General features: G+C 67.9%; 19 protein-coding genes and 1 rRNA gene. 9 read left to right on the top strand and 11 right to left on the bottom strand.

The features are described from left to right. Window positions 1-32: 32 nt before the first annotated feature. Together TY25_RS24320 and TY25_RS24315 are read right to left on the bottom strand one after the other, a co-directional pair. The gene (locus TY25_RS24320; protein WP_042259570.1) at window positions 33-929 is read right to left on the bottom strand and encodes an alpha/beta fold hydrolase; all 897 of its coding nucleotides are present in this window, start codon (window positions 927-929) and stop codon (window positions 33-35) included. A 75-nt stretch (window positions 930-1,004) separates the two neighbouring features. Further along, complete coding sequence (locus TY25_RS24315; RefSeq protein WP_042259568.1) at window positions 1,005-1,463, bottom strand: MaoC family dehydratase; 459 nt, start codon at window positions 1,461-1,463, stop codon at window positions 1,005-1,007. Between the two features lie 179 nt (window positions 1,464-1,642). Between TY25_RS24315 and TY25_RS24310 the strand changes: the two genes are divergently transcribed. Then, a complete protein-coding gene (locus tag TY25_RS24310; RefSeq protein ID WP_042259566.1) occupies window positions 1,643-2,386 on the top strand; it encodes a glucose 1-dehydrogenase in 744 nt (247 codons plus the stop codon). A gap of 1 nt (window position 2,387) precedes the next feature. Here TY25_RS24310 and TY25_RS24305 read toward each other — a convergent pair whose 3' ends face one another. Further along, the gene (locus TY25_RS24305; RefSeq protein WP_042259687.1) at window positions 2,388-3,404 is read right to left on the bottom strand and encodes a YdcF family protein; all 1,017 of its coding nucleotides are present in this window, start codon (window positions 3,402-3,404) and stop codon (window positions 2,388-2,390) included. Window positions 3,405-3,631: 227 nt separating this feature from the next. On the opposite strand from TY25_RS24305, the gene TY25_RS24300 reads away from it, so the two are divergent. Together TY25_RS24300 and TY25_RS24295 are read left to right on the top strand one after the other, a co-directional pair. Then, entirely contained in the window at window positions 3,632-4,846 is a 1,215-nt protein-coding gene (locus TY25_RS24300) for a lipase family protein (protein ID WP_042259564.1), read from the top strand. A gap of 60 nt (window positions 4,847-4,906) precedes the next feature. Then, window positions 4,907-5,935 (top strand): FAD-dependent oxidoreductase, encoded by a 1,029-nt coding sequence (locus TY25_RS24295; protein WP_042259562.1) that lies wholly within the window; start codon window positions 4,907-4,909, stop codon window positions 5,933-5,935. A gap of 50 nt (window positions 5,936-5,985) precedes the next feature. Here TY25_RS24295 and mbp1 read toward each other — a convergent pair whose 3' ends face one another. Together mbp1 and TY25_RS24285 are read right to left on the bottom strand one after the other, a co-directional pair. Continuing rightward, window positions 5,986-6,246 carry a microaggregate-binding protein 1 gene (gene mbp1 / locus TY25_RS24290; RefSeq protein WP_042259561.1) on the bottom strand — a complete coding sequence of 87 codons (261 nt, stop codon included), beginning with the start codon at window positions 6,244-6,246 and terminating at the stop codon, window positions 5,986-5,988. A 98-nt stretch (window positions 6,247-6,344) separates the two neighbouring features. Continuing rightward, window positions 6,345-6,962, bottom strand: a complete 618-nt coding sequence (locus TY25_RS24285) for a LysE/ArgO family amino acid transporter (RefSeq protein WP_042259559.1) — start codon at window positions 6,960-6,962, stop codon at window positions 6,345-6,347. A gap of 78 nt (window positions 6,963-7,040) precedes the next feature. Between TY25_RS24285 and TY25_RS24280 the strand changes: the two genes are divergently transcribed. From TY25_RS24280 to TY25_RS24270, 3 genes are all read left to right on the top strand, one after another. After that, complete coding sequence (locus tag TY25_RS24280; protein WP_042259556.1) at window positions 7,041-7,925, top strand: LysR family transcriptional regulator ArgP; 885 nt, start codon at window positions 7,041-7,043, stop codon at window positions 7,923-7,925. Between the two features lie 113 nt (window positions 7,926-8,038). After that, window positions 8,039-8,371 (top strand): histone-like nucleoid-structuring protein Lsr2, encoded by a 333-nt coding sequence (locus tag TY25_RS24275; RefSeq protein ID WP_029892951.1) that lies wholly within the window; start codon window positions 8,039-8,041, stop codon window positions 8,369-8,371. A 172-nt stretch (window positions 8,372-8,543) separates the two neighbouring features. Further along, window positions 8,544-9,269 (top strand): PaaX family transcriptional regulator C-terminal domain-containing protein, encoded by a 726-nt coding sequence (locus TY25_RS24270; protein WP_042259685.1) that lies wholly within the window; start codon window positions 8,544-8,546, stop codon window positions 9,267-9,269. A gap of 16 nt (window positions 9,270-9,285) precedes the next feature. Here the strand turns inward: TY25_RS24270 and TY25_RS24265 are convergent, their stop codons facing one another. Next, window positions 9,286-10,920, bottom strand: a complete 1,635-nt coding sequence (locus TY25_RS24265; protein WP_042259555.1) for an acyl-CoA dehydrogenase family protein — start codon at window positions 10,918-10,920, stop codon at window positions 9,286-9,288. A gap of 129 nt (window positions 10,921-11,049) precedes the next feature. On the opposite strand from TY25_RS24265, the gene TY25_RS24260 reads away from it, so the two are divergent. Next, window positions 11,050-12,069 (top strand): crotonase/enoyl-CoA hydratase family protein, encoded by a 1,020-nt coding sequence (locus TY25_RS24260; protein ID WP_042259551.1) that lies wholly within the window; start codon window positions 11,050-11,052, stop codon window positions 12,067-12,069. 8 nt (window positions 12,070-12,077) lie between these two features. On the opposite strand, the gene TY25_RS24255 is transcribed toward TY25_RS24260, so the two are convergent. Further along, entirely contained in the window at window positions 12,078-12,803 is a 726-nt protein-coding gene (locus tag TY25_RS24255; protein WP_169744356.1) for an AraC family transcriptional regulator, read from the bottom strand. 85 nt (window positions 12,804-12,888) lie between these two features. Between TY25_RS24255 and TY25_RS24250 the strand changes: the two genes are divergently transcribed. After that, window positions 12,889-14,103, top strand: a complete 1,215-nt coding sequence (locus TY25_RS24250) for an MFS transporter (protein WP_042259545.1) — start codon at window positions 12,889-12,891, stop codon at window positions 14,101-14,103. Here TY25_RS24250 and TY25_RS24245 read toward each other — a convergent pair. Next, window positions 14,078-15,046 (bottom strand): enoyl-CoA hydratase/isomerase family protein, encoded by a 969-nt coding sequence (locus TY25_RS24245; protein WP_042259542.1) that lies wholly within the window; start codon window positions 15,044-15,046, stop codon window positions 14,078-14,080. The two genes, TY25_RS24250 and TY25_RS24245, sit on opposite strands and share 26 nt — an antisense overlap. Before the next feature lie 148 nt (window positions 15,047-15,194). Further along, on the bottom strand, window positions 15,195-17,738 hold the full coding sequence (locus tag TY25_RS24240) for an excinuclease ABC subunit UvrA (protein WP_042259683.1): 2,544 nt from the start codon (window positions 17,736-17,738) through the stop codon (window positions 15,195-15,197). A 229-nt stretch (window positions 17,739-17,967) separates the two neighbouring features. Between TY25_RS24240 and TY25_RS24235 the strand changes: the two genes are divergently transcribed. After that, a complete protein-coding gene (locus TY25_RS24235; RefSeq protein WP_052383163.1) occupies window positions 17,968-18,780 on the top strand; it encodes an NADPH-dependent F420 reductase in 813 nt (270 codons plus the stop codon). Window positions 18,781-18,842: 62 nt separating this feature from the next. On the opposite strand, the gene TY25_RS41870 is transcribed toward TY25_RS24235, so the two are convergent. Next, a complete protein-coding gene (locus tag TY25_RS41870) occupies window positions 18,843-20,090 on the bottom strand; it encodes a tetratricopeptide repeat protein (RefSeq protein WP_201773700.1) in 1,248 nt (415 codons plus the stop codon). Between the two features lie 884 nt (window positions 20,091-20,974). Further along, window positions 20,975-21,091 (bottom strand): 5S ribosomal RNA (rrf, locus tag TY25_RS24225). Window positions 21,092-21,181 lie beyond the last annotated feature (90 nt).

Below are 21,181 nucleotides of genomic sequence, written 5' to 3'. Positions count from 1 at the left end.
GTTCGCCACCGCAGCCGAACAGGGTGGGCCGCCTACAATCTCGCGGCGACCGCCGCACAGGCGTCGAGCAGCACCGGCACGAACCGGTCGGCCTCCAGCACACAGGCCGCGTGCCCGGCCTTGACCAGGTGGATGCTCGCTTTCGGAATCAACGTCGCCAGTTCCAACTGCCGATAGACCGGAATCGCCCGGTCCTGGGTCGTGATGACGACCGCGGTCGGCATATTCAGCTCGGGCAGCCAGTCACTCGCGTCGAACCGGCCCACCTCCGCGACCACCTGCGCCACCGCCCATCCGCTGGTGCTGCGGAACTCGGTGAGCGCCCACCGGTCCAACCGCCCCGGCGCCCAGACGATTTCCGGCAGTTCGGGTAGCTTGCCCGCGAATTCCGTGATCTGTCGAGACGAGTAGGGCAAGATCGCGGCGGCCAGTTTGCCGAAGGCTTGATGGAAGGCCCGCTCGCGCCACTTCTCCTGGAACCGGTACGGCGTCGCGCACAGCACCAGTCCGCGCACCCGCTTCGGATGCCGGTGCGCGGCAGCCAGACTCACCACCCCACCCAGTGAGAAGCCGACACAGACCGCCTGTGCGACGCCGAGCGCGTCGAGCACGGCGACCACATCGTCGGCGCAGTCGTCCACCGAGAAGCGCTCGGAGCGAATCCCCCGGCCGTGCAAGCGCTGGTCGAACAGGATCACCCGATAGCGCTCGGAGAGCGCGGCCAGCGAAGGGAACCAACCCAGATAAGCGGTGCACGCCGTGCCGTGCAGGAGCACCAGCGTGGGCGCGCCCGCCGGTCCGGCGATATCGACTACGTAGGTCCGCCCGCGTCCTGGCAGCTCGACCAGCCGCCCGCCGGGCACCTCGGCGATGTCGGGGACCCGCCGGGCGAACCGTCGCAGCACCGCCGAGGATCGTGGGTTCGTCATCGTGAGCCTCCCGCGCCGGTGGCAAAAATTAGAACGTGTTCTACACGATGATGCCACAACGGTGGCGGCCGCCGGTCACGCCAGCGCGCGGACGATCGATTCGGCGACGCAGGCCGGCTTGCCGGCCCCCTCGCATTCGACCGTCGTCGCCAGCACCACCTGCAAGCCACCCGGGACATCCTCGACGGCGACGATGCTGGTCCGGCCACGAATCCGGGAGCCGGCGGGCACCGGCGCAGGGAAGCGAACCTTGTTCAGGCCGTAATTGATCCGCAGCCGCGCGTCGGTGAGCCGGAAGAGCTGCGCGTTGATCCACGGCAGCAGCGACAACGTCAGATATCCGTGCGCGACGGTGGCGCCGAACGGCCCGTCCGCCGCCCGGACCGGGTCCAGGTGAATCCACTGCCGATCCTCGGTGGTCTCGGCGAAAGCGGTGATCCGGTCCTGATCGACGAGGATCCAATCGCTCACGCCGAGGTCGGTACCCGCCGCATCGCGCAACGTCGCCATCGTGAAGGTGCTTGCCTCGCTCATGCGACGAACCCTAGATCGCCGCGCCCACCACCGCACTCGTCCCGGAAGATTCTGGCTCGCAAAGACTTTGCCTCGCACCGCGCACGGATATGGCACCATCGGACCCGGGAGGACCGCCGGACGGGGCGCAATTCTGTAACGTGTTCCAGACAAGCTCGCGAAAAGACGGAGGTGCCGCGATGGGGCGGTTGAGCGGCAAAGTGGCATTGATCAGCGGTGGCGCGCGGGGCATGGGGGCAGCGCACGCCCGAGCCCTGGTCGCCGAGGATGCCCGCGTGGTGCTCGGTGATGTGCTCGACGCGGAGGGCACCGCGGTCGCCAAGGAACTCGGCGACGCCGCGACCTACGTGCACCTCGACGTGCGCGAGCCGGACGCGTGGCAGGGCGCGGTCGCCGAGGCCGTGCAGCGCTACGGTGCGCTGAACGTGCTGGTGAACAACGCGGGCATCGCCAACGGGAACCTTCTGGTCGACTTCGACCTCGCCGAGTGGCAGCGGATCATCGACATCAATCTCACCGGCACGTTCCTCGGTATGCGCGCCGCGACTCCGGCCATGATCGAGGCGGGCGGCGGCTCGATCATCAATATCTCGTCCGTGGAAGGCATGCGCGGCAGCCCGGGCCTGCACGGCTATGTGGCGACCAAGTTCGCGGTGCGCGGCTTGACCAAGTCGACCGCACTCGAGCTGGCGCAGTACAAGATTCGGGTCAATTCGGTGCACCCCGGTCTGATCACCACGCCGATGACCGAGAACATTCCGGCCGAATTCCTGCAGATCCCGCTGGCACGGGCCGCCGATCCGAGTGAGGTCGCCGCTCTGATCACCTTCCTGGCCAGTGACGAATCCTCGTACTCGACCGGGGCGGAGTTCGTCGTCGACGGCGGTCTCACCGTCGGCATCCCGCACAAGACCTTCGACTGAGTCAGTCCCCGTAGTTGTGCGGCAGGTCGCGAGTGAGCAGCAATGCCAGTATCGGCAGCGAAACCAGTGCGACACAGGCGATCAGGTTGATCCACCGGTAGGCCACCACGACCGCGGCGAACTCGCGCAAAGTCGCCGCGGGCAGGTAGTAGAACGCGGTGCGCGCCCCGGTGACTTCGGCGTCCAAGCCGAGCCGCCGGGCCAGCATCGCCGTGCGCAGGGTGTGGAAATCACTGGTCACCAGCACCATTCGGGTCGACTCGCCGCGCTCGCCCAGTAATCGCTTGGTGAACAGCAGGTTCTCCCGCGTAGTCGCCGAACGATCCTCCTGCAGCACGCTTTCCGCGGGGATGCCCCGCTCGACCAGGTACCCGGCCATGGCCTCGGCTTCCGACTTCAACTCGTCGGATCCCTTACCGCCGCTGGTGATCAGCAGCGGGCTGCGCCCGGCCGTGCGCTCGGCCCGATAGACCTCGATCGCCCGGTCCAGTCGGCCTGCGAGCAACGGCGGCACCCGGTCGCCCTTCAGCCCGGCGCCGTGCACGACGATCGCATCCATTCCCGGTCGATACGGCAGCGCCCCGTACAACAGCGAATACAGCAGAAAACTGGCGAACAGGAATCCGATGTAACTCACCGCCATGGTCAGCGACGCCAAAATCACGACGACCCAGATATCGCCGGTGAATATGGCGAGCGCGAGCAGCACATACGGAACGAGCAATGCGAGGCCGAGCCCGAGCGGCAGCAGGTTCGCCAGGCGCAGCCCTTCGCGACGGACCATCTGCCTGCCGTTGAGGATCAGCAACCCGGCGAGCACGAGCACCAGGAGCGGCGACAGCAGCACGAGCAGCCCCGCCAAGATCATCGGCAGGTCTCCCTTGACGCCCGAGCCGAGCACCCACACGCCGACGAATATCAGTCCTAGCAGCAGATACACGCCATTGCCCAACCGTCGCCGGTCCTTGCGGAAGCGCACCAGGAACACCGCGAGCAGGACGAGGCCGATCACGAGCATGATCACCCAGCCACCGTAACGGGCCCGCGGCACCCGCGGGCAGCGCCCCGCCGTGGATCGCCTTCGTCGCTCGGCGCGGCACCCTCGGGCTTTTCCGTTTCTCCCCTAACCTTGCGCAGGTCCGAATATCTGCCAATCGCTTGTGCCCGGCCAGTTTCGGATTATTCGACTTTCAGCGTGCCCAACGTCCCTGACGATGTCGTGATGAATGGGAGCCGATCTTCGCCATGTTCTGCCGAATCAATACCGCGCTCACCGCAGCCGTCCTGCTGGTAGCCGCCACACAACTGACCGTGCTGCCGGGAACCGCTGCGGCACAACCGCTCTACCCCGTGCCGGACCCCGACCCGTTCTACGCGGCGCCCGCGGATCTGGACCGGGCCGAACCCGGTGACGTGCTCGACACCCGGCCGATGCCCGGTTTGCTCGCCTTTCCGGGCACCACGGTCACGATGATCAAGTTCCGGTCGACCGATTCGGCGGGCGCGCCGATCGCGGCGACTACCACCGTGCTGACCCCGCCGAATCACGTGCCGGGCGGGCCGCTGCTGTCCTATCAGCACATCATCAACGGCCTGGGCACCCAGTGCGCCGTATCCCGCGTGCTCTACACCGGCGATCCGAATCTGGCTGTGCGCGAGGCGCCCGCACTCAACACCGTTCTGCTGCGCGGCTGGTCGGTGGCACTGCCCGACCACCTCGGTCCGACCAGCGCCTACGGGGCGGCCAGGCTCGGCGGCATGATCACGCTGGACGGCATCCGGGCGGCGCGCAAGGTCGCCGGATTGGGCGTGGCCACCAGCCCGGTCGCGATGTTCGGGTACTCCGGCGGCGGGATGGCGACCGGCTGGGCGGCGGCGCTGGCCCCGACCTACGCGCCGGAACTCGATATCGTGGGCGCGGCCGAGGGCGGGGTCCCGATGAACCTGGTCAAGATGACCGAGGGCCTGGGCTACCACCGGCATCCGGCGTTCGGGCTGGCCATGGCGGCGGCCATCGGCCTCGAACGCGAGTACCCGACCCGGCTGCCGATCAGCGACAGCCTGAACCCGACCGGGCTCGCCATCCGCGAGCGGATGGCCAACGGCTGCACCAACGAGATCCTGGCCGCCGGCGCCGGGCACAGCGTCCTGGACGTCGCCTTCTCCACCTCGCTGGCCGAAGACCCCAGTGCGCGTGGCGTACTGGAGGAGAACAGCCTCGAGCTGTACGAGGGCGTCCCGAAAATGCCTATCTACCAGTGGCGTTCCCACGACGACGCATTGATTCCGGTCGCGGCGATCGACAACACGATGCGGCGCTACTGCGCGGCGGGCGTGCGCGTCCAATCGAAACTGTTCCCGAGCCCGGATCACCTCAGCACCGCGGTGCTCGGTGCGCCGGAGGCGATGGGCTGGATCGAGGCCAGATTCCGCGGGGAAACCGCACCACGCAACTGCTGACATCGGCGCGGGGCCGCCGATTCCCGCTGCAGTGGAATCGGCGGCCCGTAGGGTGGATTCATGGTCACGATCATCGGCGGTGGCATAGCCGGAGCGGTGCTCGCGGGAGCGCTCGGCCGTGCGGAGCGACCCGTCACCGTGTACGAAAGCCAACCGACCGGTGGCGCCGGCGCGTTCCTGGTGCTCGACGGACGCGCACACACCGCACTGGTGGGGCTGGGCGTGTCGGCCGATCGGCTGCACGCGGCCTCGCATCCGGTGGAAGCGCTACGCGCGGACGGGGTTTCGGGGCCCGCGCGCGGCAACTCGGCCACGGAGCGGCGCCTCTATCTGCGGGCCGAGCTGATGCGGGTGCTCACCGAATTCGCCACGGACAGTGCCGCGGTCCTGCGGTTCGGCACCCCCGTCACCGAGGTGGACTGCACCGCGGGCACCCTCGGCAGCAATGGACGACCGGTGCTGGCCGACGAGCTGATCGTCGCCGCCGACGGCATAGACTCCGTCGCGCGGCGCGCCCTGGAACCCGGACGAACCGCCGAATACGCCGGGCAGATCGTCATTTACGGCGTCACCCGGCAGCCGGTCCGGCCCGGCACCGACCCGGCCGTCCTGCATTTCGACCGCACGCTCGGACCCGACGGCCGTCCCTTGACCACCTTCGGGCACCTGTGGAACGACACGGTCTCGGTGTGGTTCACCCGGTTGACCCGGCCGCCACTGGACCGGCAGCACAAGGGCGCTCAGCCGATGGATCAGTGGACGGATGCCGTACTGGCGGCCTCGCCCGCCGTCCGCGACGTCATCGAACCTCTACTGGCGCACACCGATTCGGTGCACGTCTCGAACGCGCGCACCGTACCGCTCGCCGGCGCCCGAGCCCCGCAGCACCCGGTACTGCTCTGCGGCGACGCCGATCACGCGATCACCCCGGCCGCGGGCGTCGGCGCCCGCGACGCCATCGAGGACGCGGCCGCGCTGTACGAGGCGATCGTTTCCGGCGGCGTACCGGCCGCCGCGATGGCCGAGCGCCGGCAGCGCATTCTCGCCGAACGGCAGCGGGCCGCCCAAATGTTCCGCGCCGCAACGTAAAAAGCGGCGCGGGAACGAAAACCCGTTCCCGCGCCGCCGAAGTAACGCAATCAGGAGTCGTCGGCTTCCTTGCCGCTCTGGTAGGCGCTCTGGCGCGCCTCGTCGAGTGTGGCCTCGGCCCTCGCCTTTTCGGCTTCGGCTTCCTTCTTCGCGGCTTCGCGCTCCGATTCGGCCTTGTCCTGTTGAGCGCGGCCCTCGCTCTTCAGGCTTTCGTCTCCGGTGACGATGCCCGCGGCTTCCTTGGCCTTGCCCTTGACGTCCTCGACGATGCCCTCGACGGCTTCGCGCGGTCCGCTGTCGTGCTTGGTCATGGCAACTCCTCCATGCTGGGTATGGGCTGTCATCCCGACGCATACCCGGCACTTCGGGCTCCAATCGGCATCGAACGGCTCGACAGCTGTGTCTCCCGTCACCCCGAGCAGACCAGCCCCACGGCGAGCACCGTCATCATCACCGCGATACCGGAGTCGAGCACTCGCCACGCGACCGGGCGCGCGAAGATCGGCCCGAGCAGGCGAGCGCCGTAGCCGAGCGCGGCGAACCAGACCACGCTGCCGAGCATCGCGCCCGCGCCGAGGAACCAACGGTCGGGTGTGCCATAGGTATTGGCGAACGACCCGAGCAACACCACGGTGTCGAGATAGACGTGCGGGTTGAGCCAGGTCAGCGCCAGGCAGGTCGCGACGGTGGCGCCGAGCGCGACGGTCGCGCCCGCGGTGTCCATGGTCAACGCCGCGGACGCGAAGGCCCGGCGCGCGGCGAGCAACGCGTAGCCGAGCAGGAAGGCCGCGCCCGCGTAGCGCACCACCGTGACCACGGCGGGCACCGATTCGACGACCACACCGAAGCCGCCGACCCCCGCGGCGATCAACAGGATGTCCGAGAGCGCGCACACCGCGACCACCGCGAAGATGTGCTGCCCGCGCACGCCTTGGCGCAGGACGAACGCGTTCTGCGCGCCGATCGCCACGATCAGCGAGAGTCCGAAACCCAGACCGGAAAGAGCCGCGAGAGCCGCCGAAGACATTGTCACTTCTTCGACGCTAAGCAGGGCATTATCCGCTGGCAAACTAAAGTTTCTGCACTACCATTACGATTCCTTAACATGGACCTGCAGCTCGACCAGCTTCGCGCGTTGCACGCGGCGGTCACCGAGGGCACCTTCGACGCCGCGGCGAAGAGCCTGCGGATCACCCCGTCCGCGATCAGCCAGCGCATCAAGGCCCTGGAGGACGCTGCGGGGCGCGTCCTGTTGCAACGCACGAAACCGGTGCGCCCCACCGAATCCGGGCTCGCGGTGCTGCGGTTGGCGCGACAGATCGAGTGGCTGGCCGGCGATACCGCGCGCGAACTCGGCGACGCGCACCGTGCCACCGACCGGCCGCTGCGGCTGCCGATCGCGGTCAACGCGGACTCGCTGGAGACCTGGGCGTTGCCCGCGCTGGCCGCGGCCCCGCCGGGCATCTGTTTCGAAATCCACCGGGAGGACGAGGAACACACCACCCGGCTGCTGCGCGACGGCACGGTGATGGCGGCCATCACCTCGACCGCGACGCCGGTGCAGGGCTGCCGGGTGGAGCGACTGGGCGCGATGCGCTACCGGCCGATGGCACAACCGCACTTCGCCCGAACCTGGTTTCCCGACGGCGCCACCGCGAAAGCCTATGCGGTGGCACCGGTGGTGCTGTTCGATCGCAAAGACGATCTCCAGGACCGGCAGTTACGCAAACGCAGCCGGCAACCGCTGGACCCGCCGCGCCATTACGTTCCCTCCTCCTCCGGTTTCGCCGAAGCGGTACGACTCGGACTCGGCTGGGGTATGTTGCCCGATCTGCAAACCCGGAATTTCGGGCGTGCCGAACTCGTTCCGATCGACGGCGCGGCATTCATCGATGTGCCGCTGTACTGGCAGCAATGGCGGCTGGACTCACCGGCATTGAGTGCGGTGGCCACGGCGATTGCTGCGGCCGCGGCCGATTCCCTGCGCTGAATGCCGCGCCCGATACCCCGCCCGAATGCAGCACTATTTCTCATAACCGAGTTCCATGCGATACGGTATTAGTATTTCGTAGCGATACCCGTGACTACGCAAAGGACGCACCGATGGCCAAGAAAGTCACCGTCACCCTCGTCGACGACTACGACGGCAAGTCGAAAGCGAATGAAACAGTTCAGTTTTCGATTGATGGGGTGGCCTACGAGATCGATCTGTCCACCAAGAACGCGGGTAAGCTGCGCGTGACCCTGGAGCCCTGGGCGGAAAAAGCGCGCAAGATTGGCCGGGCGAAGCGCAAAGGCACCGGGAAAGCCACTTCCGCCACCGATCGTGAGCAAACAGCCGCGATCCGGGAATGGGCCAGGAAGAACGGGCACAACGTATCCACCCGCGGCCGGATCCCGGCCGACATTGTCGCCGCATATAACAACGCGAACTAGCCGCGAATCCCCCTCGACCTGCATCGCGACACCGGCGCGCGGCGACCGCCGAGTACTCGGCGCGAGCGATGGCGTGCGACGGGAGCTACGGACTCGTCGGTAGAATTCCGGTTTCGGAAGGCCTGAATCGGCCGACGGTAACTCGGGTAGGACGGGGTGTGTGGCGATGCGCATGCGGAAGCTGACCGCGCGGTCGGCGATTCTGAGCGCATTGCTCGGCGCACACCCGGCGCAGGCGCCGGTCAGCTGGATCGTTTCGGTGGCCGAGGAACTCGGGCTGCAGCAGTCGGCCGTGCGCGTCGCGCTGACCAGGATGGTCGCCATGGGCGACCTGGAACGCGGGCAGGGCGTGTACCGGCTCTCCGACCGGCTGATCGAACGACAGCGCAGGCAGGACGCCGCGGTCAGTCCGCTGCTGAAAACCTGGGACGGGGAATGGTATTTGGCGGTGGTGACCGCCGTCGGCGACGACGCATCCGCACGCACCGCGTTCCGTGACACGATGCACGCACGCAAACTCGGCGAATTGCGGGAAGGCGTCTGGACTCGGCCCGCGAACGTCGAGATCGTGCTCGGACCGGATGCGAGCAGGCGCGTTTCCGTGTTCACCGCGGCACCGCACGATTCCCCGGCCGAACTGGCGGAAACCCTTTTCGCGCCGCAACTCTGGGCGCGCGACGCACAGCGGCTGCTAGGCGCCTTCGCGGATTCGACTTCGCTGCGCGAGCGGTTCGAGGTGGCCGCGGCGGCGGTGCGGCATATTCTCGACGATCCTTTGCTGCCCGAGCCACTGCTGCCCGCCGACTGGCCCGGTGCGCAGCTGCGCGCCGAATATGCCGCTTTCCGTACAGAATTCATGGCATTCGCCGAGCAGCTGCTCGTCCCCTCGGAGGCTTAGCCGCGCCGTTCGCGGTTCAGTGGGCCGCCTTCGGCGTCGCGCGCTGAATGATCGCGGCACTGTCGATACCGGTCGGTAGCGTGCCGAACACATCGCCGTGTTCGCCGCCGAGCCGGCTGACCGTGAAAGCGTCGGCCACCGCGGGATGACCGTAGCGGACGAGCAACGACGCCTGCAGCACCTGCGCCATCGCACCGACGATCCGCCGCGCCCGGTGCTGAATTGTGTCGAAGTCCGCGAATTGCGTTTTCAGTGCCGCGATCGCGGCATCGAGATGACGATCCGCGCCCGCGGCGCGTTCGACTTCGGCGAAGAACGCGCCGAGGGTTTCCGGTTGTTTCGCCATGGCGCGCAACGTGTCGAGCGCCGCGACATTGCCCGAACCTTCCCAGATCGACATCAGCGGTGCTTCCCGGTAGAGCCGCGGCATCCGCGACTCCTCGACATATCCGTTGCCGCCCAGGCATTCCAGCGCCTCGGCGGCGTGGATCGGGCCGCGCTTGCACACATAGTATTTGCTCACCGCGAGCGAGATCCGGCGCAATTCGTCGGCGCCGTCCACCCCGGCCGTCGCCCGGTCGGTGAGTTCGGCCAGCCACAGCGCGACCGTGGTCGCCGCCTCGGCCTCGATCGCGAGATCGGCGAGCACATTGCGCATCAGCGGCTGATCGGCGAGGGTCGCACCGAACGCGCTGCGGTACGCGCCGTGATGCGCGGCGGCGGCGACGCCGGTGCGCATCGCCGTCGCGGTGCCCAGAGTGCAGTCGAGCCTGGTCAGGTTGACCATCTCGATGATCGTGGGCACACCGCGCCCCTCGTCGCCGACCAGCCAGCCGACCGTGTTGTCGTATTCGACCTCGCTGCTCGCGTTGGAGCGGTTGCCCAGTTTGTCCTTGAGCCGTTGCAGCGCAAAGGGATTGCGCGTGCCGTCGGGCAGCACCCGGGGCACGAAGAAGCAGGACAGGCCGCCCGGCGCCTGGCCCAGGACGAGGAACACATCCGACATCGGCGCGGAGGTGAACCATTTGTGCCCGGTGATCCGGTAGGTGCCGTCCGACATCGGTGTGGCGGTGGTCGTGTTCGCCCGGACGTCGGAGCCGCCCTGTTTCTCGGTCATCGACATCCCGGCGATCAGCCCCCGCTTGGTCAGCGGGGCACGCAGGCCGGGGTCGTATTCCCTTGCGCACAACAGTGGTTCGTACTGCGCGGCGAGCTCCGGCGCGGCGCGCAGGGCGGGCACCACCGCGTAGGTCATCGAGATCGGGCAACCGTGCCCGGCGTCGACCGGGCCCCACACGCTCAATTTCGCGGCCCGCGTCAGATGCGGATTCGGCCGCGGATCGGTCCACACCGCACCGTGCAGGCCGAAATCGATCGCGTAGGTCATCAACCGGTGATAGCTCGGGTCGTAGACGACTTCGTCGACGCGATTGCCGAACCGATCGTGCGTCCGCAACGCGGGCGGGTGCGCTTCGGCGAGATCACCGAGTTCGATGGCCGCCGCGCTGCCCGCGAGCCGCCCGATCGTGTGCAGCTCGTCGAGCACGTGCTCCGCCCCGGCCCGCTGCAACGCCTCGAGCAGCACCGGTTGTTCGGCGGCATCGTAATCGACCAGCGGAGGTACTTGATTGGTCACTGTATGAGTGGGCATGGGAGGTCCTTTCACAGGCTCCGGATACTCGCCAGTATTACAGTGCTCCGTCGATTGATACAAGTATGTAATATGAGAAGCGGTGCCGCCGCGTACGCACCGCATACTCCGACACAGTCAGGAAACCCGTTGCCCGACTTCGACAATCACTCCGGCACCCGTCCGGCCGCCTGGTACGAGGGGCTCACCGAGTCGCCCGATTCCCCCTGGTCGGACCGTCCGCTCCCGCCCGCCGAGGCCACCTACCGCACGCTGACCTACGAGGTCACCGGCCGGATCGCCCGGATCACGTTCAACCGTCCCGAGCACGGCAACGCCATCACCTCCGACACCCCCATCGAGCTGGCGCACGCGGTCGAACGCGCCGACCTCGATCCCCGGGTGCACGTGATGGTGGTGTCCGGACGCGGCAAAGGATTCTGCGGCGGGTACGACCTGTCGATCTTCGCGGAGAACTCCTTCGGCCCCACCGAGGCGGCGGATTCCCCGGTCGGCACCGTGCTCGATCCCGTAGTGCAGGCGCGCAACCACAACCCGAGGGACACTTGGGATCCCATGGTCGACTACGCGATGATGAGCCGGTTCAACCGCGGCTTCGCCAGCCTGCTGTACGCCAACAAGCCGACCGTGGCGAAGCTGCACGGCTTCGCCGTCGCGGGCGGCACCGATATCGCGCTCTACGCCGACCAGATCATCTGCGCCGACGACACCAAGATCGGCTACCCGCCCACCCGGGTCTGGGGCATCCCCGCCGCGGGCATGTGGGCGCACCGGCTCGGCGATCAGCGCGCGAAACGGTTGCTGTTCACCGGTGACTGCCTGTCCGGCAAACAGGCCGAGGAATGGGGCCTCGCGGTCGAGGCGGCCCCGGCCGATGAACTCGACGAACGCACCGAGGCCCTGCTCGAGCGCATCGCCCGGATGCCGGTCAACCAGCTGATCATGGCGAAACTGGCGCTCAACAGCGCGCTGCTGGCCCAGGGCGTGGCCAACTCCGGCATGATCAGCACGGTCTTCGACGGCATCTCCCGGCACACCCGCGAGGGCTATGCCTTCCAATTGCGCGCGGCCACCGAAGGTTTCCGCGAAGCCGTCCGGGAACGCGACGAACCGTACGGCGACTGGAAGCGGACCCAGTTCGAAAAGTAGGTGTCCGCTCAATTCGGCCGGTACGCCCCCGGCGTGTGGCCGAGCGAGCGCCGATAGACCTCGATGAACGCGCTCGCCGACGACCAGCCGCACCGATGCGCGACGACGGTCACCGGCACCCGCTCGGCGAGCAACTGCACGGCATGGTGCAGGCGCAGCTGCGTGCGCCACTGCGGGTAGGTCATCGCCAGTTCGGTGCGGAACAATCGGGTCAACGTCCGCTCGGCCGCACCGACCTGGCGCCCGAGCCCGGCCAGCGTCCACACCTCGGTCAGGTCGGATTCGACCAGCGCGCAAGCCTTTCGGAGGCGCTCGTCCCGAGCTGCGGGCAACCGCAACGGCTGTTCGGGACTGCGCCGCAACTGATCGAGCAGGACCCGGCGCAACGGAACGAGTTCGTCGTCGGGCAGGTCGGTCGAGGTCGAACAGGTGATGATGAGCTCGCGGACCAGCGGCATGGCGGCGATCACCGACGGCGTGGTCCAGTCGGGCGCCAGATCGAACGGAAAACCGACGGTGTGGAATCGCGTCGGCCCGTAGAAGTGATGCTCGTGCGCACACCCGGCGGGAATCCAGATCGCCCGGTCCGCGGGCGCGATCCAGCTCCCCGCGTCGGTGCGGACCTCGGCCACCCCGGAACTCGGATACACCACCTGATGCTCGGCATGCCGGTGCCGATCGATGCGCGCGCCGCCGTTCAGCGTCTTCGCCACCGTCGAATCTTGGCTGAATATCGGCACAGCTGGGCATTTTATCGGAAGTCGGCAACCCCGTTCCGTTCCTAGGCTGCTGGTCGGTACGGATGGAGGAGGACTTTCGATGGTGAACGCCGAGCTCGAACAGACCTTGCAGACCGAGCACCTGTCGCCGTGGAAACGGATGCGGTACTGGCTGGTCGCGCATGCGGTCGACGACTTCTACCAGGGCCTCGTGCCCGCCAGCATCCCGTTCTTCGTGCTGGAGCGGCACTACAGCTATGTGGCCGCATCAGGTCTGGCGCTCGCCGCGACCCTGGGCAGTTCCCTGCCGCAGCCGATCCTCGGGGTGCTCGCCGACCGGTGGCGGCTGCTGTGGCTGGCGCCCGCGGGGCTGGCGGTGGCGGGCATCGGGGCCGGTCTCGCAGGGCTGGCACCGGCCTACTGGTTGGTGTGGACGCTGCTGCTCGTCTCGGGCCTCGGCATCGCGGCCTTCCATCCCGCGGCGGGCCGGGACGCCCGGCGCGACGCGGGCCACAGCGCTTCCGCGATGAGCCTGTTCGCGGCCGGCGGCAGCGTCGGGTTCTTCCTCGCCCCCGCACTCGCGACACCGGCCCTGGTGGCCTTCGGCGTAGGAGCGACCGCGTTGTTCATCCCGCCCGCGGTGCTGATGGGATTCGTGCTGTGGCGCTACCAGCTACGGCGCACGTCGGGTGCGCGCGGCGTGGGTGTCGCCGCCGGACACGATCGCTGGCGGCCGTTTTTCGTGCTCACCGCCGTCGCGGTGGTGCGCTCGATCATCTCCTTCGGCCTGAACACTTTTCTCGCGCTGTACTGGATCACGGCGCTGGGCAGCTCGCCCACCCTGGGCGGCGTCGCCTTGGCGGCCTTGCTGAGCGGCGGCGTCGCGGGCACACTGCTCGGCGGCCGCATCGCCGACCGCATCGGCATGACCCGCACGATCCAGATCGGCAGTGTCGCAGCCATTCCCGCGATCGCCGCACTACGGTTCGTGCCGAACCCGCACCTCGCGCTCGCCCTGGCCGCGCTCACCGGCGTGATCGTGAACATCCCGTTCGCGGTGCTGGTGAAGCTGGGCCAGGACTACCTGCCCAGCCGTCCCGGCACCGCCGCCGGCGTCACCCTCGGGCTCGCGGTGAGCGTGGGCGGACTCTTCGTGCCGCTGCTCGGCCTCATCGCCGATCAGCAAGGGCCACAGGCGGTTCTCACCACTCTGTGCTTCGTGCCGATCGCCGCGATCGGGCTCAGTCTGTTGCTACCACCGGTCGAACGAACCCCAGCGGCGGGCGAACCTATTGCGTCGCAGCGGAATCCGTGAAGTCGACCACGCTGCCCTCGACCCAGCGGGGCAGCCTTTCGGCCACGAAACTCGCCAGATCGCGGCCGTCGGATTCCACCGCACGGATCTCGTCGAGGTAGGCCTTCATCGCACGCTTGGCCGCCGGAGTGGAACTCGTCTCCAGGAAACCGGCGCGCTCATAGTGCAGGCCCTTCTCGAGCGGCTCCGAACCGCCTTCGTAGATGGCACGTTTCAGCGCGCCGACCGCCACCGGCGAACGACGAGCGAGCCGGGCGGCGGTCGCCTGCGCTTCGGCGAGCAGGCCGGACGGCTCCACCAGGCGGTGCACCAGACCGATTTCGAGCGCACGGGCCGGTGTGATCGGCGCGCCCTCCAGGCACAGTTCCATCGCCCGGCCCACGCCGAGCACCCGGGTCAGCATCTGCGTGCCGCCGCCCCCGGGGATGATGCCCACCAGGATCTCCGGCTGGCCGATCTCGAACGGCCCGTCGGCCATCAGCCGCAGATCACAGGACAGGGCCAGTTCACAGCCGCCGCCCAGGGTGCGTCCGTTCAGTGCGGCGATGAATACCTTGTCCGCGTTGCGCATTCGCCGACAGACCTCGTGGTACTGCCGCAGATCGGCGACACCGCTCGCGCCGGCTCGAGCCAAGACGGCCTGCCCGCCCGGGATCCGATCGGCGGCGCGACTCGCATGCAGGGCCGCCGACGCCGTGCGCTGGGTGAGGGTGACCGGCGCGGCTTCCGCGCCCGCCAGGATCTCGGCCACGTCGTAGTGGCTGACGAACACGTCCTCGACCGCGCTGGTCAGCACCACGGCGCGAATCTCGGCATCGCTTTCCAGCGCGGTCAGCAGCGCCGCCAGTTCGGACATGATCGCACTGGTCAGGAAGTTGTAGGGCGGATTGTCCAGCCATACGGTGAGAACGGCACCGTCTCGGTCGGTACGGATCAGGCTCATGGTTCCTCTTCTGCCGATGGACTTCTCGCGCGACAACCAGGATAGAAAACGACCGCTCGCTATTGGGTGGTTCGACGGTATCGCGGGAGAAGACTGTCCGCGTGCACGACCCAGCCGGTCACCTGTAGACCGTACGCACACAGTCGGCTCACTGCCCGGCGAGATGGCGCCCGAGCCAGTAGCCCGTCCGGCTGTCGGACGCCGCGGCGATCTCGGCGGGCGTGCCGGTGGCGACGATCCGCCCGCCGTCCGGACCACCGCCGGGTCCGAGGTCGATGATGTGGTCGGCGTTGGCGATCACGTCCAGATCGTGATCGATGACGAGAACCGTTGCGCCCGCGTCGATCAGCCGATCCAGCACGGTGAGCAGAGTACGAACATCGTTGGGGTGCAAACCGATCGAAGGTTCGTCGAAGACATACAACGTGTCGGCCTGCTCGGAACGCAGCGCGGTGGCCAGGCGCAGTCGCTGGGCCTCGCCACCGGACAAGCTCGGCGTGGGCTCGCCCAGGCACAGGTAGCCGAGGCCAACATCGCGCACGGCGCGAAGGGGCGCAACAATCTTCGGGTGCGCGGCGAACCGGTCGACCGCCTCTGCCACCGTCAGCGACAGCACATCGGCGATGGTCAAGCCGTCGACGATGATGGCGCGCACCTCCGGGTTGTAGCGGGCACCGTGGCAGTCCGGGCAGCCGACCGTGAGATCGGGCAGATACTGGATGTCGAGGTCCAGCTCGCCCAGACCAAGGCAGGTCGGGCACTGTCCCGCCGCGGTGTTGTAGGAGAAATGCGCGGCGGTGCGGCCGGATTCCTTCGCGAACCAGCGGCGGATCGGGTCGAGTGCGCCGCAGTAAGTGACCGGGGTCGATCGGGAGTTGTTGCCGATCGGGGTCGCATCCACCTCGACCACGGCGCGGATGCCCGCGCGCTCGAGTCGCCGCACATGCGAGGGCGGTACGTCCGCGGTGAGCGCGGGAACGAGGCTGTCCAACACAAGTGCCGTCTTGCCCGACCCGGACACGCCGGTCACCACGGTCAAGCGCCGCAAGGGGATTCGCGCGCTGACATTGCGGAGGGTGTACAGCTCGCCGACGGTGATCTCCAGTGCGGCGGCGATGTCGATTGAGCGCTGGGCGGTGTCGGTCGGGTGCGGGGCCGTGTCGGTCCGGCGCGGGGCCGTGTCGGTCCGGTGCGGGGCCGTGCCTATCGGGCGCGGGGTGCGGAATTGTGTTCCGGCGCTGCCGGAAAGGTACGGTCCGGTCACCGAATCCGCGCAAGCCGCAAGATCGGCGGCGCTCCCCTGCGAGACCACCGTCCCGCCCTGCCTGCCCGCCCCCGGCCCCATCTCGATCAGGTGATCGGCCTCGCGCAGCAACGCGACGTCGTGATCGACGACCACCACCGAATTGCCTGCCGCGACAAGGCCGCGCAGTACCGCACGTAATCCGTCGACATTGGCCGGATGCAGGCCGACCGACGGTTCGTCCAGCACATAGAGCATGCCCGTGGAACGCGCCTGCAGCGTCGACGCCAACTCGATCCGTTGTCGCTCCCCTGTCGACAACGTCGCCCCGGCCCGATCCAAGCTCAGATATCCGATACCCAACCGGCGCAAGGGTTCCACCGCCGCGGTCAGCTCCACGGCGAGCCGATCCGACAGTGGTCGCATCTCGGCAGGCAGGGTCACCGTCACCTGTTTCGCGAAATCGGCCAGGGCGTCCAGACTTTCGGTACTCACCTGCGCGATGTCGCGGTCCGACAGCGTCGTCGTCAGCGCCTCGGGCCGTAACCTGCTGCCCTGACAGACCGGACAGGTGTGCGTGCTGAAAAACCTGCTCAGTCGCTGGCGGGTGGTCTCACTCGTGGTTTTTGTCGCCGCGTTCTGCACTGCGCGACGGGCACTTTCGTAGGTCATGTTCGCGCTCACCGCGCGCCCCGCCTTGCTGGTGAGCGTGACCAGGCGCGGTTCGGGCGGGCCGTCGAGCAGAATCGCGCGCTCCGCGTCGGTCAATTCCGCCACCGGCACATCGATCCGCACCCCGAGATCCGCGGCCACCTGCGGCATATAGCTGCGGCCCGCCAGATTCCACGGTGCTACCGCGCCGTCGATGACGCTCAGGCTGTCGTCGGGAATCAGTGTCGCCGTGTCGATTTCATCGCGCACGCCGAGGCCGTCACAGCCGGGGCAACGGCCCAGCGTGTTGAACGAGAACGATTCCGCACTCGGATGCTCGAAATGCACCCCGCACACCGGGCAGTCCAGCCACAGCTGCGCACTGCGTGCCAGATTCGGCTCGATCCGATGCCCGTTCGGGCACACATGCCGCCCGAGCCGGGAAAACATCAGCCGCACCACATTCAACACTTCGGTCATCGTCCCGACCGTGCTGCGCCGCCCCGGCACCGGCGGCCGCTGCCGCAGCGCCAGGGCCGACGGCAGAAAATCCACCCGATCCACATCCGGGCGAGCCACCTGCCCGATCCGGCGCCGCGTGTACGCGGACAACCCGTCCAGGTACCGCCGCGACCCCTCCCCGTACAGCACCCCCATCGCCAACGACGACTTCCCCGACCCCGACAGTCCGGTCAGCATCACCAACGACCAGAGGGGGACGTCCACATCGACATTCCGGAGGTTGTGCGTACGCGCACCCACCACCTCGACAGCCTTCGGCAACCGCACTTCGGACATCGACACCCCTCTTCAGCACACCGAGTGAGTCAAACCGACCGCACGGTCACCCTATCGGGTCCAGTTCGCGAAACTGCTGAGCGCGTCACAGGGGTTGACTCCTGCCTACGTAACGCGGAAATGCACCGATTGGTAGGTAACCGGAAGTCCACCATGGTCGGGTGCGAGACCGCGGGTGCTGAATCTCGGCCGTCGATGCCGTGGACTATTCAGAAAGGGAATTTTGGAGATGGTGAAAATCGGTGTGATCGGGGCGGGAATACTCGGGGGAACCCTCGCGCGGCGCTTGGCGACGGTCGGGAACACAGTGCAGGTCGCGAACTCGCGCGAACCGGAATCGTTGTCCGGCTTGCTGATCGACGGAATGAGCGCGGGCTGGGCCGCCGATGTGGCCGCCGCTTCGGAGATCTTGTTCCTCGCGCTGCCCTACAGTGCCGTGCAAAAGGCCGCCGCGCTGATAGCCGAGCACGCGAGGCCGGAGACGATCATCGTCGACACCGGCAACTACTACCCGGGACGCGACGGCGTCCTGCCCGGACTGGGTGACACCGATACCCCGGACCCGGACACGGTGTGGCTGGCCGGGTTGATCGGGCGCCCGATCTTCAAGGCGTTCAACAACATCACCTACGTGAGCATCCGTGACGGCGGCCGAGCACCGGGGTCGCCGCAGCGGTTCGGGCTGCCGATCGCCGGTCCCGACGGGCCCGGCAAAGACCGCCTCAGTCAGCTGGTCGACCAAGCCGGATTCGACCCGGTCGACGGCGGCACCCTCGACCGGTCCTGGCGCCAGCAACCCGGCTCGCCGGTCTATGCCACCGATCTGCCCGCAGTCAAGTTACGCAAGCAGCTCGAGGCAGCCGTGCCGCAGGACGCGGCGATCTACCGGGCCAACCGGGCACAATTCGACGACGTCACCGCCGCCGGGTACGAAACCATCCGCAGCCTGCGCGAACAGGGACTGAGCTTCGACCAGGTGATCGATGCGATGGCCGTAGACACCGAAGACGCCGTGTCCAAAGTCCACAACGCCCAGAAATAAGCCGTTCCAACGATTCGAGGCCTCGGACGCGGAGGGGCGCTAGCCGTGCGGGTGGGTGTGCGTCACTGCTCCGAGTCGTTGTCGGGGAAGTTGTTGCCGGTGAGTTCGTCGGCGCGTTCCTCGGCGTCGGTTTCGCCGTCCAGGTCGGCGGAAGCCGCGTTGAGGAACCAGGTGAGTCCCTCGTCGGTGCGGCCGGCGGCGACCAGGGCGTCGGCGTAAGCGTAGAAGAGGCGGGCTGCGGCCGAGCCGGTGCGAGCCGGGTCCAGTTCCGAGGTCTGCAAAGTGACCACAGCCTGGTCGTATTCGCCGAGATCCATGCGCGCACCGGCGACGACGATGCGCAGCTCGGTGGCCTCATCGCCGGTGAGGGCGCGTGCCTCATCGCTGCGGCCGAGCTCGATCGCGCGCTCGGGACGGCCGAGACCGCGTTCGCAGTCCGCCATGACAGCGAGCAGACCGGAACCACCGGACATCCGGCGCGCGGTCCGCAACTCGGCCAGCGCCTCCGCCCATTCCCCCGCGTGATACGCCGTGACGCCGGCGGTCTCCCGGACCACCGCGATACGGCCCGCACGCTGACGTGCGGCCCGTGCATGGGCAAGCGCTAAACGGGGATCGTCGTCGATGAGCCGAGCCGCCATCACCAGATGCCGGGCCACGGCCTCCGCGTTCGACTTGTCGAGGCTCAGCAGATCACGGCGGACCGCAGGCTCGAGATCGGCGGCCTGCACGTCATCGGGAAGATCAGGCTCTTCCGGGCGCGGCGCGCGCCGGTCCTGCGACCGATCGCCACCACCGACACGAGCACCCTCACCACCGCGACGGCGATCGTCCGGGCCACTACCCCGCGATTCGCCACCCCGATCGAAACCGCGGCCACCGGAATCGCCGCCGCGCCGGAAGTTTCCGCGGTCGGAGTCTCCCCGATTGAAGCCGCCACGATCGCCCGAGCCACCACGGTTGAAACCGCTGCGATCGTCGGAGCCGCCGCGCTTGAAACCGCCACGCTCACCGGAATCGCCACCGCGATTAAAACCACGATCGTTCGAATCGCCGCCCCGGTTGTCACCGCTGCGACCTCCGGAATCACGGTTGTAGCCGCCGCGATCGTCGGAGTCGCTGCCGCGATTGAATCCGCCGCGATCGTTCGAATCACCGCTGCGCTTGAAGCCACCGCGGCCGGCAGAATCGCCGCCACGGTTGAAACCCTCGCGGTCTCCGGAACCACCGCGATTGAAACCACCACGATCGTTCGAATCGTTGTTGCGTTTGAAGCCACCGCGGCCGGCAGAATCGCCACCGCGGTTGATGCCCTCACGGTCACCGGAACCACCGCGGTTGAATCCGCCGCGATCGTTCGAATCGTTGTTGCGCTTGAAACCGCCACGGCCGGCAGCATCGCCGCCGCGATCGTCCGAACGGCGATTGAAGCCGCCGGAGCCGCCGCGCTGCTCGGAACCGCGGTCGCGGTCGAAACCGCCACGGCCGGAGTCGCCGCCACGATTGAACCCGCCACGTTCACTGGAACGGTTAAACCCGCCGCGATCGCCGGAGCTGCTGCGGTTCGACCCGCCACGCTCACCGGAATCGGTGCTGCGGTTGAATCCGCCACGTTCACCGGAGCGATTGAACCCGCCGCGGTCACCGGAGCTGCCGCGGTTCGACCCGCCACGCTCACCGGAATCGCTGTTGCGGTTGAATCCGCCGCGCTCGCTGGGACGGTTGAACCCGCCGCCGCTACCGCCACGGTCGGATCCGCCGCGATCGCCCGCGCCGCCGCTACGGTTGCCCGAATCGCGATTGAAGCCGCCGGAACCCTCGCGGCGCTGGTATCCACCGCGCTCACCCGAGTTGTTCCGGTCGCCGGAGTCGCTGTTGCGCCGGAAACCGCCGCGCTGGCCGCTGTCGCGGTCGGGACGGTTCCTCGACGAGTCGCCGGCCCCGCTGCCCTGAGAGGGGCGATCGGATCCCTCGCCGCGCCGGAAGGAGTTCCGGTCGTCGTTCTGTTCCGACACGGTGATCCCTTTCTGAGGTCCGCAAGAGTTGGTCGGGGCCCCACAAATTGAATCACGTGTCCTGGTGGGGGCCTGACACGGCGATGTCGTCCTGGCACGTCCGAAGTGCTGAAACGCACGTCAAGGTGCTGAAACGACGATAGGGGACCCAGAATCTGGGTCCCCTATCGTGAAGGATGTTCCGGCGGTGTCCTACTCTCCCACACCCTGTCGAGTGCAGTACCATCGGCGCTGGCAGGCTTAGCTTCCGGGTTCGGAATGGGACCGGGCGTTTCCCTGCCGCTATGGCCGCCGTAACTCTATGAAACTATCCACACAGCAGCGCTGACAACCACCCCCGCCAACCCCCCGAAAAGGGACTGGCAGACTGGGTATCTGCTGCAGTG

Origin of the sequence: Nocardia brasiliensis NBRC 14402 (assembly GCF_000308475.2) — a bacterium.
GTDB lineage: Bacteria > Actinomycetota > Actinomycetes > Mycobacteriales > Mycobacteriaceae > Nocardia > Nocardia brasiliensis.
This window is presented reverse-complemented; position numbering and strand designations above follow the sequence as displayed.